The following is a 17,427-nucleotide window of genomic DNA, read 5'->3' on the forward strand; positions in this document are numbered from 1 at the left end:
GCTATTGTGTTGAAATGAGAAATCTTGAAGGACATCGGGGGTGGATCGTGCTGGGCTTTGCTCTGGCGCTGGCGGCACTGACGGGTGCTGTGTGGTCCTATGGCTATCGTCAGGCGCTGGACGTTTTGGCGCGACAGGGCGAGGCGGATCTGGAGCTGGCCTCGGACCGGGTCAGCACCCAGTTGCAGGTCTATCAGGAGCTGGCTGTGCTGATGGCGCGACATCCTGCACTTGAGCAGTTGAGTGGCGAAGAGAGTCGCCGCGCCGCTGTCCGCCTGTTGCGCGACGTGGCCGATAGCACCGCGGCGCTGGATGTATTTTATGCCGATGCGTCGGGGCGGGTGCTGGTGGCGGCGCAGGGAATTACCGGGCCTGATGTCTCGGGAACCGATTATTTCAGCCGCGCCATGCATGGCGCCCTTGGCACCGGTCATGGCGTGTTGCAGCCACTGAACCGCCGGGCGTTTTTCTATGCGGCGCCGGATTTTGGCGCGGACGGCACCGTGCGCGGGGCATTGGTGACGGTTGCGGATGTGGTGGATGTCGAACAGACATGGCGGGGCTCGCTGCCGGCTGTGTTTTTTACCGACCGCAATGGCGAGGTGTTCATTTCCAACCGATCGGAACTGCTGCTGTGGCAGCGCCAGCCGGGTGAGACAGGGTTGCAGCCACAGGATGGGCGGCAGGTTGTCTTTTCCGCGCATAGGGTGAGTGGTCATGAGATTTGGCAGCTGGGCTGGGGGCCGTATTTGCCGCAGCGGGCCCTGCACCGCGCGGTGGACCTGCCGGTGATTGGCATGATCGGGGAAATTCTGCTTGATACCGCTCCGGCCCGGCGCATTGCGACCCTGCAGGCGGCGGCCCTGGCTGGGATTTGCCTGGCCTTTGGCGCGCTTTTGTTTCTGGCGACCGAACGACGGCGCACTCTGGCGCTGGCCAATGTGGTGCTGGAAAGCCGGGTCACCAAGCGCACGCGGGCGCTGTCGGCGTCCAACATGCAGTTGCGGCGCGAGGTCAAGGAACGACAGGGGGCAGAGGCGGCGTTGACATTGGCGCAGCAGGAACTGGTGCAGGCGGGTAAGTTGTCGGCGCTGGGGCAGATGTCGGCGGGGATTAGTCATGAGCTGAATCAGCCGCTGATGGCAATCCAGCAATATGCGGACAACGGCAGTGCCTTTCTACAGCAGGGCAAGGCGGACCGGGCCGGAGAAAACCTGGGACGGATTTCCGATATGGCCACCCGGATGGCCCGGATCATCAAGAACCTGCGCGCCTTTGCCCGCAATGAAAGCGAGCCCGTCAGCCGGGTGGATCTGGTGAAAGTGATCACTGCGGCGGTGGAGCTGACCCAGGCCCGGTTGCAGGCGGATCAGGTGAGTGTGGACTGGAACGCGGATCAATATGATGCGCCGGTCTATGCTTGGGGCGGTGAGGTTCGGCTGGCGCAGGTCTTTGTCAATCTGATCAACAACGCAGCGGATGCAATGCTGGATCAGGACGATCGTCAGGTGCATATTTCGATCAACACCGGCGACCGCCTGGCCGTCACGGTGAGTGATGTGGGGCCGGGGATCAAGGAGCCCGAAAAGGTGTTTGAACCGTTTTACTCCACCAAGACTGTTGGCAGCTCTGACGGAATGGGGCTGGGCCTGTCTATCTCTTATGGATTGGTGCAAAGCTTTGGCGGCAACATTCGCGGTGTCAACGTCGAGCGCGGCGCCATGTTCACGGTGGAACTGGACTATTGGACAGAGGAAGACGTCGTATGACCCGCAAAGTCCTGCTTGTCGATGATGATGCTGCGGTGCGTGATGCGCTGGCTCAGACCCTGGAGCTGAATGACCTGGAGGCGATGACGGCGGCCTCCTTTGTGGTGGCCAAGGATCATATCACCCCGCAGTTTGACGGGGTGATCGTGTCCGACATCCGGATGCCGGGGCGCGATGGGTTTCACCTGCTCGAATATGCGCATGGGGTGGATGAAGAACTGCCGGTGATCCTGCTTACCGGGGAAGGTGATATCCCGATGGCGGTGCGCGCTATGGCGCATGGGGCGTTTGGTTTTCTAGAGAAGCCCTGCGCGGCGGCGGATCTGTTGACCGTGTTGAAACGGGCGATGAAAACCCGTGCTTTGGTGTTGGAAAACCGGCGCCTGAAAGTGCAGCTGGAAAGCGGTGATCCGGCGGCGCGGATGTTGTTTGGCACCTCGCCGCAATCCGATGACCTGCGCGCCAAGGTGCGCAGCGTGGCGTCGACCGGCGCCGAAGTGCTGGTGACCGGGGCGCCGGGGAGCGGGGTCTCGAAGATTGCAGAGGTGGTGCATCTGATGTCTCATCTGGCGCAGGGGCCATTTGTCAAACGCCCGAGCGCTGGGCTGAGTGCGGCGGGTTTCGATGAGCTGTGCAGTGCCGGGGCCGGCGGATCGGTGTTTATTGACGAGGTCTCGGCCCTGCCAGAGACAACACAATATGCGGTGCTGGACCGGCTGGAACGCGGCGCCGGGACCCGGGTGATCGCGGGCTCAACGGCCAATCTGGCGGCTCTGGTCGAGGCGGGCTCCTTTAACGCGGGGTTGTTTTACCGGCTGGACGTGATGCGAGTGCGAATCCCGTCGCTCAGCGAACGGCCCGAGGATATTCCGGTGCTGTATCGTCACTATGTGGCGCAGGCGGCAGAGCAGGCGGGGATCGCCCAGCCGGACATCAGCCCAGAGCATTTGGCAGCGCTGATGGCGCAGGATTGGCCGGGCAATACGCGGTCCCTGATGTCGGCGGCGATGCGGTTTGTGTTGGGCATGCCGGAAGAGACGGCGGAGGCGGCTGAATTGGGGCTGGCAGAGCAGTTGGCACAGGTGGAGCGCTCGTTGTTGATTGCCGCGCTGGGACGGCAAAACGGTCGGGCTGCCGCCGCAGCGCAGGCGCTGAAGCTGCCGCGCAAGACGTTTTACGATAAACTGGCACGTTATGGCATCCGGCCCGAGGATTACCGGCGGTAGGGCTGACGGATGTCGTGTGGTTCTACCCGACATTGGAATCGCATTAGATACTGATAAAACACTGGTGATTCTCGAATGGGTAGCCGGTATGCAATTTGTGCGGATTTTCGCACAATGGCCCCCTTTGACTGTGCGGAAATCCGCACATAGGCGCCTAAGCATTGAAGCAGGCAGCGGGGGTGACAGGCTTAACAGCATGACAAACATATGAATTTTACATTTGCCCGGAGGTCCTGAAACACTTCTTGAGCGTTTGACAGCGAACCGTGATGCTGTTGCTCGGAGCTCTCTGTTGGAGAGAGCCGGAGATAGAATTCCCGGGAGGATACTATGAAGATTCTGATGACTGCCGCTGCCACGGCAATGGCCCTGTCCACAACCGCCGGCGTTGCAAGTGCGGCCTGTGACACTGGTGAGATCGTGGTGAAATTTGCCCACGTAACCAACACCGACAAGCACCCCAAGGGTATCGCGGCCTCGCTGCTGGAGCAGCGTATCAACGACGAGATGAACGGCACCATGTGCCTGGAGGTCTATCCAAACTCGACCCTGTACAACGACAATAAAGTGCTGGAAGCGATGCTGCAGGGCGACGTGCAGCTGGCGGCGCCGTCGCTGTCCAAATTCGAGAAGTTCACCAAGCAGTTCCGCCTGTTTGATCTGCCGTTCATGTTCAAAAACATCGCCGCTGTGGATGCATTCCAGGGGTCGGCTGATGGTCAGGCGATGCTGGACAGCATGCAGCGCCGTGGTCTGCAGGGACTGGCGTTCTGGCACAATGGCATGAAACAGATGTCGGCCAATAAGCCACTGATCGCCCCCTCGGACGCCAATGGCCTGAAGTTCCGCGTTCAGTCGTCGGATGTTCTGGTTGCACAGATGGAAGCCATCGGTGGTTCGCCGCAGAAAATGGCGTTCTCGGAAGTATACGGCGCGCTGCAGCAGGGTGTTGTCGACGGTCAGGAAAACACCTGGTCCAACATCTATGGCAAGAAGTTCTTTGAGGTTCAGGACGGCGTCACCGAGACCAACCACGGTATCATCGATTATCTGGTGGTGACCAATGTGGACTGGCTGGAAAGTCTGGATGCGCCGGTGCGTGAGCAGTTCCTGACCATCCTGGGCGAGGTCACCGAGGCACGCAACAAAGAAGCCTTTGCGGTCAACGAAGCGGCCAAAGAGTCAATTGTTGCTGCAGGCGGCACCATTCGTCAGCTGGACGCAACCCAGCGCCAGAGTTGGGTCGAGACCATGATGCCGGTTTGGGACATGTTCTCGGGTGATGTGGGTCAAGACAAGATTGACGCCGCTCAGGCCATCAACGCAGGCCTGTAACTCAGGTCATCGTAGGGTGCGTGCTAGCACGCACCTTACACTTACGGCACCCGGATCGCGGTGTCGCAGCGAACGACTTCCAACGAGATGGAGACAGCGATATGTCGGGGGCAAGGTCCGGTCCGGCCGGAATTATAAATTCAATCGAGGAAAGCGTGATCGCCGGGCTGTTGGGCCTGATGACGCTGATCACATTTGCCAATGTGGTCGCACGCTTTGTCTTTAACTCTAACATTCTGTGGGCGCTGGAGCTGACGGTATTCCTGTTTGCCTGGCTGGTGCTGCTGGGGGCGTCTTATGCGGTGAAAACCCATGCCCACCTAGGCGTCGATGCAATCCTGAATCTGCTGGCCCCGGGCCCGCGCCGCATCATGGCGCTGGTTTCGGTTGGCTGTTGCCTGGCGTTCTCGCTGTTGCTGCTGAAAGGCACCTATGACTATTGGGCGGTGTTTGCTGACCTGCCGCCGACCTCGGGGCGCTGGTTTCCCACCGGGTTTGACCTGACCGCGCGCAGCCAGAGTTTCTATGAGGTGCAGGATGTGCCGATGGTGTCCGGGCTGCGTTGGCTGGAAGGGCTGATCAACTACGGTGATGCTTATGAGAAGCTGCCCAAAGTGGTGCCCTATGTGGTGCTGCCGGTGTCGATGCTGCTGCTGCTGTTTCGCTTCGCGCAGACGGCGGTGCAGATTTGGCGCGGCGAGTTGGACCGGCTGGTGGCCAGTCATGAAGTAGAAGAAGAGCTGGAAGCCATGCGCGCTCAGCACGATGAGGAGCGCGACTGATGGACGTTGTCCTGCTATTTTCCCTGGTGATTGGCATGATGCTGATCGGGGTGCCGATTGCGGTCTCCCTTGGCCTGAGTTCAACCCTGTTCCTGCTGGTCTATTCCGACAGTTCGCTGGCCTCGGTTGCGGGCACGCTGTTTGAGGCCTTTGAGGGGCATTTCACCCTGCTGGCAATCCCGTTCTTCATTCTGGCCTCGTCGTTCATGACCACAGGCGGAGTGGCGCGGCGGATCATCCGCTTTTCGATTGCCTGCGTGGGGCATCTGCCCGGCGGCCTGGCGATTGCCGGGGTGTTTGCCTGTATGATGTTTGCGGCGCTGTCCGGATCCTCGCCGGCCACCGTGGTGGCCATCGGCTCGATTGTCATCGCCGGTATGCGCCAGGTTGGCTATACCAAGGAGTTTGCCGCCGGGGTTATCTGTAACGCCGGTACGCTGGGCATCCTGATCCCGCCGTCTATCGTGATGGTGGTCTATGCCGCCGCAGTAGAGGTCTCGGTGGGGCGGATGTTCCTGGCTGGCGTGATCCCGGGATTGCTGGCCGGCACCATGTTGATGGTCACCATCTATGTCATGGCCAAGGTCAAGGATCTGCCGCAGGGCGAATGGCAGGGCTGGGGCGAGATCTTCACCGCAGGCCGCGAGGCTGGCTGGGGGTTGTTCCTGATCGTGATCATTCTGGGCGGTATCTATGGCGGCATCTTTACCCCAACTGAGGCGGCAGCGGTTGCCGCGATCTATTCCTTCCTGATTGCCTGCTTTATCTACAAAGACATGGGGCCGCTGTCTAATGGCGAAGGTCAGGCCAAGACCAGTCTGCTGAAAAAGCCCCACGCGCTGATCACCGCGTTTTTCCACCACGACACCAGGCAAACGCTGTTTGACGCCGGCAAGCTGACCGTCACCCTGTTGTTTGTGATTGCCAACGCATTGATCCTGAAGCACGTGCTGACGGATGAGCAGATCCCGCAGAGCATTGCCAATGCGATGCTGTCTTACGGGTTTGGTCCGGTGATGTTCCTGGTCATGGTCAACGTGATCCTGCTGATCGGCGGTCAGTTCATGGAGCCATCGGGGCTGCTGGTTATCGTGGCACCTTTGGTGTTCCCGATTGCGATGGAGCTGGGCATTGATCCGATCCATCTGGGCATCATCATGGTGGTGAACATGGAGATCGGGATGATTACCCCGCCGGTGGGCTTGAACCTATTTGTCACCTCTGGGGTGGCGGGAATGCCGATGATGGCGGTGGTGCGGGCAGCACTGCCCTTCCTGGCGGTGCTCTTCGTGTTCCTGATCATGATCACCTATATTCCCTGGTTGTCGACGGTGTTGCCAAACGCGGTGATGGGACCAGAGATCATCACCAAATAGCGGATGACGACTGATAAACGAAAAGGGCGCCCCAATCTGCGGGCGCCCTTTTTGTATCAGGATCTCTGGTTGTGGGGTTAGAACCGGAACCCAACACCCGCCAGCAGGCCCTGAGTCACCGTGTCATATTCAAAGAAAGAGGAGGTGCCGCGGCTGCCTTCTTCGTAGTCCACACCCAGGGCGCGGTACATCATGAACACAGAGGTGTTCTCCCAGCGGTCATAGGCAAAACCGCCCATGGCGTTCCAAGTGAAATCTGAGCCGCCGCCGCCAACATCGCCCTGCATCAGCACGCGCCATTGAGGAGAGAGCCGTCGCTGCCACCGCAACCCGGCAATTGGATCCGTCCAGCTGGCGCCGCGGTTGATTTGGCCTGTCGCGGGGCCGGTCAGCACATTCAGGTGAGTGTCGATATCCCAATGTCGCAGGCCGGCGTAGATGTCGATCTGGTTTCCAGTGCCGTCAAGACGATATGTCGCTACGGCCTCAAGTACGGCCTGATCATAGTCGACCCGGATATCGCCAATCGGACTGCTGGCGCCGTTGCCAAGATTCATCACCGAATAATCCAGCGCAAAACCGAAGCCAGAATCGTGGCGACCCTCAAAGCGGAGCATGCCTCCGGCCTCGAAATTGTCCCAGATATCCCCGGGGTCGACGGATACATCACCGCCAACCCTGCCTAGGGTTGTGGTTCCGTCAATGGATGGGGCCAGCAGGTAAGGGGTAATTACAAAGGCCCAATCCTCCTGTGCTACCAGTGACTGGGGATATAACATCCCACAGATGGCCAGAGCCAGAACCGAGCGGGGCGGGAGCTTTGCAGGTGTCCGAATGATATCAGCCTCCTTAATAGCACGACGACCAGAATGGTCCTGAATATATTTTGCAGCTTCAGGTGGCCTCTGAAGTGGCTGGCATGCCTTCGATGTGCTCAACTATGACGGCTTTTGCGTTATACTATATGTAGTCGCCAATGGGGGAGGGGCCAGAAAACAACAAACTATTTTTGCCAGACTGTGGTTGGCGATCGCCCAGGCCGCAAAACAAAAGGCCGACCTGGTGCGCGCTTAGGCCGTCGCATCGCACTCTGTTGGGGGCCAGTGCTGCAGGCCCAGCCCGCCGCGGCATTTTCGCCGCAGCCGAGCAAAACCGATCTTTGCTGTCGCCGCCTCTGGACGCCCCATTCCAAAATCCCTATATAATCAGTCAAGTTAACACTTGAGGCCCTGTCCCGATGACCAATGCGTCCCAACCCCTTGAAGGTGCACCACTGATTGCGCCTTCCACTGTCAGCCATCCCTTGTACGAATCGGTGGTCGAAGCCTGCCGTTCGGTTTATGACCCGGAAATCCCGGTTGATATTTATGAGCTCGGGCTGATCTACACCATCGATATCAATGACGAGAGCGACATCAAGATCGTCATGACCCTGACCGCTCCGGGCTGTCCGGTGGCCGGCGAGATGCCGGGCTGGATTGAGGATGCTATCTCGCCAATTGACGGGGTGAAATCGGTTGATATCGAGCTGACGTTCGAGCCGCCCTGGGGCATGGAAATGATGTCCGACGAGGCCCGGCTTGAATTGGGCTTTATGTAACGCTGGGCTGACCTTAATGGTCTTTGGCTTGGCGCCACACCGGTGCCACACCAACGGCGTACTGAGTTCACCAAGCGGGGTGCTGGGTTCACTAAAATGTGCATCTCAGATGAGTGTTTTTCCTGCATAATCCTGAACCGGGGTTGAGACGCCCCGGCCGCACCCTTAGATTAGGGGCCATAAGGAGACATCGATGTTTGGCATTCCCGGTAAGCAAGCCGTCACAATCACCCCCAAAGCCGCAACTCAAATTTCTAAGTTGATGCTGTCGGCGGGGCATGCTGGTCTGCGGATCGGTGTCAAAAAAGGCGGCTGTGCGGGCATGGAATACACCATGGAATACGTCCAGCAACCTGACCCCAATGACGAGGTGGTGGAACAGGATGGCGCCAAGGTGATGATCGCGCCAATGGCGCAGATGTTCCTGTTTGGCACCGAAATCGACTATGAGGTGTCTTTGCTCGAGGCAGGGTTCAAGTTTAACAATCCCAATGTCTCGGATGCCTGTGGCTGTGGCGAGTCGATCAGCTTCAAGGATGTGCCCGTAGAATGATGGCGCAGAAGTTGGCGTGAGACATGAGGCGGGGTGTCCCGCCTTTTTGCTGTCTGGCTGCTGGCTCTGATCCAATTGTGTTGGCGGTAATTGTCTCGCCGGGCCGACAATGCTACCAAATTGCAAAACTTTAGCAGGAGGCGGCAGATGCGGCAGAAATTGGCGGCAGGAAATTGGAAAATGAACGGCACAAGTGCGATGTTGCCGGAACTGAAGGCTTTGGCCGAGGCCTATGGCACTGCGGGCGTTGAGGTGTTGATCTGTCCGCCTGCCGCCTTGCTGCACCGCGCCGCTGTGGTGGTCAGCGATAGCGCGGTCGCTGTGGGGGGGCAGGATTGCCACGCTGCTGTGTCAGGCGCCCACACCGGTGACAACAGCGCAGAGATGTTGAAGGACGCGGGCGCCAGTGCGGTCATTCTGGGTCACTCCGAGCGCCGCACAGACCACAGTGAGCGGGACGCGGCGGTTTGCGCCAAGGCTGAGGCTGCGATGGCGGTTGGTCTGACGGCCATCGTCTGTCTGGGTGAAAGCCTGCAGCAGCGCGAAGCGGGCGAGACATTGACTGTTATTGGTGCTCAGCTGCAAGGATCGGTCCCGGATGGATCGACCGCTGATAATTTGGTCATTGCCTATGAACCGATCTGGGCCATTGGCACCGGCAAGGTGCCGACACTGGAGCAGATTGGCGAAGTGCATGGGTTTTTGCGCGCCCAATTGGTTGCACGGTTTGGCGATGAGCTCGGCACTGGCGTGCGGCTGCTTTATGGCGGCTCGGTGAAGCCCGGCAATGCCGCCGAGATTTTTGCTGTGGAGGATGTGGATGGGGCGCTGGTTGGCGGAGCCAGTCTAAAGGCCGCAGATTTCGCACCGATCATTGCGGCGCTGGAGCGCAGCTGATCCTGCGTGGAGGGGCGCTGCGCCCCAGCGGCGCAGGCCTCCGGCGGGAGTAGTTAGGAAAAGATGATGCCGGAGACCTGCGCCATTTTGGCAGGTCTGTCAGTCGTTGATGTCGTGGTCAAAGGTTTTCACCTGGCCCTGCGGGCGGGCAAAGATTCGCCGCATCAGAAGCCAGGCGAGCAGTGACAGGGCGGCAAAGATCAGCAGCAATATGGGAAGGCCCAAAGACAGGCCGGTGTTGAGAAGGATCAGTGACACCGCTGCAGCGCCGATGGCGAAGCCCAGAAAGACAAAGCCGGGAGCCAGCACTTCGACAATGGCCAGCAGCAATGCTGCTGCTGCCCAAAGCCACCAAATTGACCAAATGGGGTCACTCATTATTTTCCTCCGGTCAGCATCTTGAAGGCATTGCCAAAAGCATTAACCGCGTCGGCGGGCAGAATGATGGTCTGCTTGCCGTCGCCGTTGCCGAGAGTTGACAGCGCCTCGACCTGCTTCAGCGCCACCTGGTATTGTGCTGCCTCGATGCCATTTTCCTTGATCGCCTTGGCCACCACTTCGGTGGCATAGGCCTCAGCGTCGGCCTGGATGCGGCGGGCCTTGGCGGTTTGCTCGGCGGCGTAGAGTTCGGCGTCGGCGGCCAGTTCAACCGCGCGGCGGGTGCCTTCGGCCTCAGTCACCTGGGCGCGCCGGGCGCGTTCGGCGTTCAACTGCTGCATCATGGCGTCGCGGGTGGCCTGATCCAGGTTCACATCGAGGATCTCGGTGCGGGTCACTTCGACGCCCCAGTCGTCAACCGAATCTTCAACAGCCAACTTGATGGTGGCGATCAGCTGGTCGCGGTTGGATTGCACCTCGTCCAGATCCATCTTGCCGATTTCGGCGCGCACGATGCCGGCCACGGTGGTGGAGATGGCACCGTCAATGTCGCGGATACGGTAGACCGTCTTTTCCGGCTCAATAATGCGGTAAAATACCGAGGTTTCCACTTGCACCAGCACGTTATCCCTGGTGATTGCGTCCTGGCTGGCCGAGGGCAGCTGCCGCTCAAGGATCGAAATTTTGTGGGCAACCGCGTCGAGAAACGGAATGACAAAGTTGATGCCAGGGCCAAGCACAGCGTGCAGTCGGCCAAAGCGTTCGACAACGAATTTTTCGGACTGTGGTACGATGCGGACACCTTTCAGGATCACAATGATCAGGAAAATCGCCCCCAGCAGGTAAATGACGTTTTGGGAAATTAACCCAATAATCTGTTCTTCGTTCATGCTGTGCCTCAATGTTTGTGTACTATGGTATACATGTGGGGGCAATTCCCCTGATTTCAACCTATGTATGGGCCTTGGGGGGCGTTGTGGCAAGCGGCCACAAGGCTTGTCAAATCCATCTGGATAGGGCAAACGCGCCGGGTTGCGCCCGCCCGAGCCGATAGGATGAGGATATTCCGATGTCGCCGAAAGTTACATTTGATCTACACGCCACTGATGGCAAAGCCCGTACCGGGGTGATTTCCACGCCGCGCGGCGAGATCCGCACCCCTGCGTTTATGCCGGTGGGGACCGCGGCAACGGTCAAGGCGATGATGCCGGAAAGTGTGCGCTCGACCGGGGCTGATATATTGCTGGGCAATACCTATCATCTGATGCTGCGCCCGACTGCGGAACGGATCGACCGTCTTGGTGGCTTGCACAAATTTATGAACTGGGATCGCCCTATTCTGACGGATTCGGGTGGGTTTCAGGTGATGTCGCTGGCTGGTCTGCGCAAACTGACTGAGCAGGGGGTGACCTTCAAAAGCCATGTGGATGGCTCTAAGCACGAGCTGACCCCGGAGCGCTCAATGGAGATTCAGCGGCTGTTGGGCAGTGACATCGTCATGTGTTTTGACGAATGCCCGGCGCTGCCTGCGACCGATGCCGAAGTGGCCGAAAGCATGCGGATGTCGATGCGATGGGCGGCGCGGTCGCGGGATGCCTTTGGTGATCGGCCTGGCCACGCGCTGTTTGGCATTCAGCAAGGCGGGGTGACGCAGGAGCTGCGCGCTGAGAGTGCTGAGAAGCTGCGCGAGATCGAGTTTGACGGCTATGCCCTGGGTGGATTGGCGGTTGGCGAGGGTCAGGAGGCAATGTTTGGCGTGCTGGACTATGCACCGGACATGTTGCCGAAAAATAAGCCACGATATCTGATGGGGGTTGGCAAGCCTGACGACATTGTCGGGGCGGTGGCGCGGGGCGTTGATATGATGGACTGCGTTTTGCCGTCGCGCTCGGGTCGTACCGGGCAGGTCTACACCCGCCACGGTGTGGTCAATATCAAGAATGCACGCCACATTGATGACCCGCGCCCGCTGGATGAAAATTGTTCCTGTCCGGCCTGTCGCAACTATTCGCGGGCCTATCTAAGCCATGTGTTCCGCAGCAATGAAATGATCAGCGGTATGCTGCTAACCTGGCATAATCTGCAGTATTTTCAGGATATTATGGCAGGAATGCGGGAGGCGATTGCGGCGGGGCTGTTTGCGCAGTGGCAGCGGGATTTCCATGCCGGCCGAGCGCAGGGTGATATCGAAGCTCTTTGATCCGTTGAGGTCATCGCCGGGCGCCGGTCGGGGCGCCTCCGGCGGGAGTATTTTACAAAGAAGAAATGCAGGTTGGTGTCCTTTTGGTCCGGGTTTTGGATTAGGGTTTTGATCACCGTGACTGCAATTGGTGCCTTGTGGTCATGCGCCGCTGCAGGCAGACTGCGGGGCAACTGGACAGCTGGTGGGTTGAAACCCGGTATCGGCTGCCCCAAATTAACAGATCCAACGAGGAGACGAACAAAGGTTGCCGAATTTCGGGACCGGATCGTCTTGCCAAAAGTAAGGACCGAGTATGCAAGAGCCTCTTAATTCTTCCTATCCTGTATTGCCGTTGCGCGACATTGTGGTCTTTCCCCATATGATCGTGCCACTGTTTGTGGGCCGAGAAAAGTCGGTGCGCGCCCTGGAAGAGGTGATGGCTGACGACAAGCAAATCTTGTTGAGCAGTCAGGTTGACCCGGCTGAGGATGATCCCGAAGCCGAAGGTATCTATCCGGTTGGCGTTCTGGCCAATGTATTGCAATTGCTGAAGCTGCCGGATGGCACCGTCAAAGTGCTGGTCGAAGGTCATGCCCGTGTCCGCATCACCGAGTATCTGGAAAACGACAATTTCTTTGAGGCGCGGGCGGAATATCTGACTGAAATTCCGGGCGATGTGACCACCACTGCGGCGCTGTTGCGCACCGTTGGCGATGAATTCGAGCGCTATGCGAAAGTGCGCAAGAACATCCCCGAAGAAGCGCTGTCGGCGGTGGGTGACTCGGCTGAGCCAGCCAAACTGGCCGACCTGGTTGCCGGTCATCTGGGCATTGAGGTCGAGCAAAAGCAGGATCTGCTGGAAACCCTGTCGGTCTCCGAACGTCTGGAGAAGGTCTATGGCCTGATGCAGGGTGAGATGTCGGTGTTGCAGGTTGAGAAAAAGATCAAGACGCGGGTCAAGACCCAGATGGAGAAGACCCAGCGCGAATATTACCTGAATGAGCAGATGAAGGCGATTCAGAAGGAATTGGGCGATGGCGAAGAAGGCGAGGGCGAACTGGCCGAGCTGGAAGCCAAGATTGCCGCGACCAAGCTGAGCAAAGAGGCCCGTGAAAAGGTCGAAGGCGAGTTGAAGAAGCTTAAGAACATGTCGCCAATGTCGGCCGAGGCGACCGTTGTGCGCAATTATCTTGACTGGATGCTGTCCATTCCATGGGGCACCAAGTCGCGGGTGAAGAAGGATCTGGCCAAGGCGCAGGAAATTCTTGATGATGATCACTATGGTCTGGTGAAGGTCAAAGAGCGCATTGTCGAATATCTTGCGGTGCAACAGCGCTCGACCAAGATGAAGGGGCCAATCCTGTGTCTTGTTGGCCCTCCCGGGGTTGGTAAGACCAGCCTGGGCAAATCGGTGGCGCGGGCAACCGGACGTGAGTTCATCCGTATTTCGCTGGGCGGCGTGCGTGATGAGAGTGAGATTCGCGGTCACCGCCGGACCTATATCGGGTCCATGCCGGGCAAGATCATTCAGGCGCTGAAAAAGGCCAAGACCACCAATCCGCTGATCCTGCTGGATGAGATCGACAAGATGGGTCAGGATTTCCGCGGCGATCCCGCCAGCGCGATGCTGGAGGTGCTGGACCCGGAGCAGAACTCGACCTTTGTTGATCACTATATGGAGGTCGAATACGACCTGTCGAACGTGATGTTCCTGACCACCTCGAACAGCTACAATATGCCCGGGCCGCTGTTGGACCGGATGGAGATCATTCCGCTGTCTGGCTATACCGAAGATGAAAAACATGAGATTGCCAAGCAGCATCTGATCTCCAAACAGATCAAGAACCATGGTTTGAAAGCCAAGGAGTTTGAACTTAAGGACGATGCTCTGACCGAGATTATCCGCACCTATACCCGCGAGGCCGGGGTGCGGAATCTGGAACGTGAGATCGCCAAGGTGGCGCGGAAATCTCTGACCATGATTATCAAGAAAGAGGCTGAGAGCGTCACCGTTTCGGCGGATAATCTGAGTGATTTCCTGGGTGTCGAGAAATTCCGCTATGGTCTTGCCGAGAAGGAAGATCAGATCGGGGTGGTGACTGGGCTGGCCTATACATCGGTCGGCGGCGAGCTGTTGTCCATCGAGGCGCTGCGTCTGCCGGGCAGGGGCCGGATGAAAACCACTGGCAAGCTGGGCGATGTGATGAAAGAGTCGATTGAGGCGGCGGCGTCTTATGTGCGCTCGATCTCGCCTCAGATTGGCGTTAAGCCACCGCGCTTTGACCGTTGGGATATCCACGTCCACGTTCCCGAGGCGGCGACGCCAAAAGATGGGCCTAGTGCCGGTTTGGCTATGGTGACCTCAATCGTGTCGGTGCTGACACAGATCCCGGTGCGCAAGGATATAGCGATGACCGGCGAGGTTACTTTGCGCGGCAACGCGCTGGCGATTGGCGGTCTGAAAGAGAAGCTGCTGGCGGCACTGCGTGGCGGCGTCAAGACGGTGCTGATCCCGAAAGACAACGAAAAAGATCTGCCGGAAATCCCTGACAATGTGAAAGAGGGGCTGGAAATCATCCCGGTTTCACATGTGTCTGAAGTGCTGAAATATGCGCTGACCAGAGCACCGGAAGCGATCGAATGGGATGAAGAAGCGGAAGAAGAGGCCGCTGCGGCCAGAGCGGCGCTGAGACATCCTGATGGTGGGTCAGGGGCGACAGCACACTGATCCTGACTTTGCGATGAGACACCAAATAGGCGGCCCAGTTGGGTCGCCTATTTTGAATATAGCTTATGCGATGCCGCGCGCCATTTTGGCTTGCACGGTGGCCACCGCCACTGCGTCGGGGCAGGTGTTTTCAGCCCGGGCCTGGGTCAGGATCGCCTGCATGGTCAGATCGAGAGCCATCAGTTTTTCCTCGACAAATTCCGCCCGGTTTGAAATTTTCAGAATTTCAGTGGCGACATTGATGATGCCACCGCCATTGGCAACAAAATCGGGTGCATAAAGAATGCTGCGGGCGTGCAGCGCGCGCCCATCTTGAGCAGAGGCCAGTTGATTGTTGGCCCCGCCGGCCACAATCGAGACTTTGAGTTGTGGTATCGTGTCGGCGTTCAGAATGCCGCCAATAGCGCATGGGGCAAAGATATCCGCCTGCACCGAATAGATTTGATCTGGTGCAACAGCTGCAGCCTCAAACACCGTCCTTGCCTTGGATATTCGACTGTCGTCGGTATCGGCAACCACCAGATTTGCTCCCGCCGAAGAGAGCCGCCTGCACAGGTGCCAGCCGACGTGGCCCAGGCCCTGAACCGCGACGGTGACGCCGCCCAGATCGGCGCTGCCACAGAGGTGTTTTTGCGCCGTGCATATGGCATTAAAGATACCGCGTGCGGTGATGGGCGAGGGATCGCCACTGGCAAATTTACCGCTGGGTAATCCCGCAACAAAGGGCGTCACCGCCGCCAGGTGGGCCATGTCAGCCGGAGTCATCCCCATGTCCTCGGCGGTGAAATAGCGCCCCTGCAGGGTGTCGATGGCACGACCAAAGGCGTGCAACAACTCGGGTGTTTTGTCGCGCCCCGGATCGCCAATGATCACCGCCTTGCCACCGCCCAGCGGCAGCCCTGCCGCAGCGTTTTTGTAGGTCATGCCCTGGCTTAGCCGCTTAACATCGGTCAGCGCCTCTTGTGGGGTCTGATATGGCCGCATTCGCAGGCCGCCGGCCGCCGGGCCAAGCTGGGTGGAGTGCACGGCGATATATCCAAGCAGACCGGTGGCGGCGTCCTCGACATAGTAAATTTCCTCGTGGCTGCTGGTCGGCACCGGTGTGATGATCATTCTATCTGCTCCTCCATGGCCACTTGATAAACTAGGTTGCCCGCTGGTTTTCGCCAAATTCAGCTGAAGATTTCGCGAATTTTGGAGGTTTTTGCCAAATTTTGACTGTCAACTCGGGAATTCGCTCGACCCGCTCCAGTTTCACCCTGCACATAGTGATCCGGCGTAACAGGTTGCCTTTTGGGTTGTCGGAAACCAAAACTGGCGATGTTTTGGGGGGCGGCGGATCGACTGCATTCGCCGGTGGGCGCTGCCGGATGTACGTATTTTGGCAACAATGCCGCGTTAATAAGTCTTACCCGGGTCGATTATGGTCTGATATGGGCGCGGAACTGGAAACCGGGTGGCATCGGGCGTAGGTTAAGAAAAGACACGCAAACCACGGGGTAAACCATGGCAACGAGCACCACAAAACCCAGCAGTACAGGCAAAACCACTGCTTCCAGAACCACAGCTTCCAAAACCGCCACGTCAAGAACCACCACTGCCAGAACCACCACTGCCAAGGCACCATCCCCGGCTAAACCCAAGCCTGGCCTCAAGCCTGGCTTCAAGACGGTGACCAAGGCGGTGACCAAAGCGGTCCCGGCTGCCATGGCTGAGCCCATCAAAACCGTTGAGACACCGGACCCGGTTTTTGTTGAGGCAGATGCGGATGGCGCTGGTTTGCCGATGCGAAAGAAAGAGCTTATTGACCTGGTTGTTGAACGCTCTGGCATCAAGAAAAAAGACGCCAAGCCCGTCGTTGAAGCGATGCTTGCTGTGCTGGGTGAGGCGATCGGAAGCGGGCGCGAATTGAATCTGCAACCGCTGGGGAAACTGCGCATCAACCGGAGCGTGGAACGGAGCAACGGCCGGATAATTGTGTGCAAGCTGCGGCAGAGCACAGCCATGGGTGAAAATTCGTCCGAAGAGGATAATACTGGCACAGATCCCCTTGCAGCGGACGAAAGCTGACGGTAAGACCCGGCCTTACGGGTGATTAGCTCAGTGGTAGAGCGCTTCGTTCACATCGAAGATGTCAGGGGTTCAAATCCCTTATCACCCACCATATTCTCCTTTTAAAACAACGGGTTTAGGGGGTTCTAATGCTCTGTATATGTACAGAGCTTCCCAAAGCTCACCTCGATTTCCCAAAATCAGGCATGAGGACGATGGGTTCGTTGTTCATCTGTTCATGCGCGGCGCGCCGAGCGTGGTGCTCTTACATCGCCTTGGAGGGCGGGGCGAGCAGGCTTTGAACATGCTCGATCCCGCCTTTCGGGGCTGTTGGCGACGGCTGACGCGATAATTGTGGCGTTCGTCATGCGCAGCCCGTGAGAGGTCAGGCGCGGATTTTCCTCGTGAAGGTTTCGCCTGATGATCTCTCTGTGCCCACTTTTCGGTCCACAACTTTAGCGATCGGACCTTGACGTAGGGCAGGTCACGCTGGATTTGCGACATCAATCCGCTCAGCCGTTTTGGGCAACAAAGGCGGCATCCGCCGGC

At 58.4% G+C, this 17,427-nt stretch carries 16 protein-coding genes and 1 tRNA gene; 12 read left to right on the forward strand and 5 right to left on the reverse strand.

Annotated elements, in window-relative coordinates; translation table 11 throughout:
• Window positions 1-14: 14 nt before the first annotated feature.
• From QPJ95_RS15665 to QPJ95_RS15685, 5 genes are all read left to right on the forward strand, one after another.
• Window positions 15-1,769, forward strand: a complete 1,755-nt coding sequence (locus tag QPJ95_RS15665) for a sensor histidine kinase (RefSeq protein ID WP_270917055.1) — start codon at window positions 15-17, stop codon at window positions 1,767-1,769.
• Window positions 1,766-2,995 (forward strand): sigma-54-dependent transcriptional regulator, encoded by a 1,230-nt coding sequence (locus tag QPJ95_RS15670; protein WP_270917056.1) that lies wholly within the window; start codon window positions 1,766-1,768, stop codon window positions 2,993-2,995. Before QPJ95_RS15665 ends, QPJ95_RS15670 begins: the two co-directional genes overlap by 4 nt.
• Before the next feature lie 330 nt (window positions 2,996-3,325).
• Entirely contained in the window at window positions 3,326-4,330 is a 1,005-nt protein-coding gene (locus QPJ95_RS15675) for a DctP family TRAP transporter solute-binding subunit (RefSeq protein ID WP_270917057.1), read from the forward strand.
• A 101-nt stretch (window positions 4,331-4,431) separates the two neighbouring features.
• A complete protein-coding gene (locus QPJ95_RS15680; protein WP_270917058.1) occupies window positions 4,432-5,112 on the forward strand; it encodes a TRAP transporter small permease in 681 nt (226 codons plus the stop codon).
• Complete coding sequence (locus QPJ95_RS15685) at window positions 5,112-6,488, forward strand: TRAP transporter large permease (protein ID WP_270917059.1); 1,377 nt, start codon at window positions 5,112-5,114, stop codon at window positions 6,486-6,488. The genes QPJ95_RS15680 and QPJ95_RS15685 overlap by 1 nt, the downstream gene beginning before the upstream one ends.
• Window positions 6,489-6,565: 77 nt before the next feature.
• On the opposite strand, the gene QPJ95_RS15690 is transcribed toward QPJ95_RS15685, so the two are convergent.
• Window positions 6,566-7,267 carry a hypothetical protein gene (locus QPJ95_RS15690; protein ID WP_270917060.1) on the reverse strand — a complete coding sequence of 234 codons (702 nt, stop codon included), beginning with the start codon at window positions 7,265-7,267 and terminating at the stop codon, window positions 6,566-6,568.
• A 458-nt stretch (window positions 7,268-7,725) separates the two neighbouring features.
• On the opposite strand from QPJ95_RS15690, the gene QPJ95_RS15695 reads away from it, so the two are divergent.
• The 3 genes from QPJ95_RS15695 (at window position 7,726) to tpiA (ending at window position 9,538) form a co-directional block, all read left to right on the forward strand.
• Entirely contained in the window at window positions 7,726-8,088 is a 363-nt protein-coding gene (locus tag QPJ95_RS15695; protein WP_270917061.1) for an SUF system Fe-S cluster assembly protein, read from the forward strand.
• A gap of 193 nt (window positions 8,089-8,281) precedes the next feature.
• On the forward strand, window positions 8,282-8,641 hold the full coding sequence (locus QPJ95_RS15700; RefSeq protein WP_270917062.1) for a HesB/IscA family protein: 360 nt from the start codon (window positions 8,282-8,284) through the stop codon (window positions 8,639-8,641).
• Between the two features lie 147 nt (window positions 8,642-8,788).
• Window positions 8,789-9,538 (forward strand): triose-phosphate isomerase, encoded by a 750-nt coding sequence (tpiA, locus tag QPJ95_RS15705; RefSeq protein ID WP_270917063.1) that lies wholly within the window; start codon window positions 8,789-8,791, stop codon window positions 9,536-9,538.
• Window positions 9,539-9,637: 99 nt separating this feature from the next.
• Here tpiA and QPJ95_RS15710 read toward each other — a convergent pair whose 3' ends face one another.
• A complete protein-coding gene (locus QPJ95_RS15710) occupies window positions 9,638-9,916 on the reverse strand; it encodes an NfeD family protein (protein WP_270917064.1) in 279 nt (92 codons plus the stop codon).
• Window positions 9,916-10,806: an SPFH domain-containing protein gene (locus QPJ95_RS15715; RefSeq protein ID WP_270917065.1), complete on the reverse strand. Its 891-nt coding sequence runs from the start codon at window positions 10,804-10,806 to the stop codon at window positions 9,916-9,918. Before QPJ95_RS15715 ends, QPJ95_RS15710 begins: the two co-directional genes overlap by 1 nt.
• Window positions 10,807-10,985: 179 nt before the next feature.
• Between QPJ95_RS15715 and tgt the strand changes: the two genes are divergently transcribed.
• Window positions 10,986-12,116: a tRNA guanosine(34) transglycosylase Tgt gene (tgt, locus tag QPJ95_RS15720; protein WP_270917066.1), complete on the forward strand. Its 1,131-nt coding sequence runs from the start codon at window positions 10,986-10,988 to the stop codon at window positions 12,114-12,116.
• 295 nt (window positions 12,117-12,411) lie between these two features.
• Window positions 12,412-14,826: an endopeptidase La gene (gene lon / locus QPJ95_RS15725; RefSeq protein ID WP_270917067.1), complete on the forward strand. Its 2,415-nt coding sequence runs from the start codon at window positions 12,412-12,414 to the stop codon at window positions 14,824-14,826.
• 63 nt (window positions 14,827-14,889) lie between these two features.
• Here the strand turns inward: lon and QPJ95_RS15730 are convergent, their stop codons facing one another.
• Together QPJ95_RS15730 and QPJ95_RS15735 are read right to left on the reverse strand one after the other, a co-directional pair.
• Entirely contained in the window at window positions 14,890-15,939 is a 1,050-nt protein-coding gene (locus tag QPJ95_RS15730; protein ID WP_270917068.1) for a Glu/Leu/Phe/Val family dehydrogenase, read from the reverse strand.
• Between the two features lie 308 nt (window positions 15,940-16,247).
• Window positions 16,248-16,535, reverse strand: a complete 288-nt coding sequence (locus QPJ95_RS15735; protein WP_270917069.1) for a hypothetical protein — start codon at window positions 16,533-16,535, stop codon at window positions 16,248-16,250.
• On the opposite strand from QPJ95_RS15735, the gene QPJ95_RS15740 reads away from it, so the two are divergent.
• Window positions 16,534-16,896, forward strand: a complete 363-nt coding sequence (locus QPJ95_RS15740) for an HU family DNA-binding protein (RefSeq protein ID WP_313851320.1) — start codon at window positions 16,534-16,536, stop codon at window positions 16,894-16,896. The two genes, QPJ95_RS15735 and QPJ95_RS15740, sit on opposite strands and share 2 nt — an antisense overlap.
• A 19-nt stretch (window positions 16,897-16,915) precedes the next feature.
• Window positions 16,916-16,990: transfer RNA gene (locus QPJ95_RS15745), tRNA-Val, on the forward strand.
• Window positions 16,991-17,427: the final 437 nt, after the last annotated feature.

The organism is Parasedimentitalea psychrophila, from assembly GCF_030285785.1.
GTDB classification, from domain to species: domain Bacteria; phylum Pseudomonadota; class Alphaproteobacteria; order Rhodobacterales; family Rhodobacteraceae; genus Parasedimentitalea; species Parasedimentitalea psychrophila.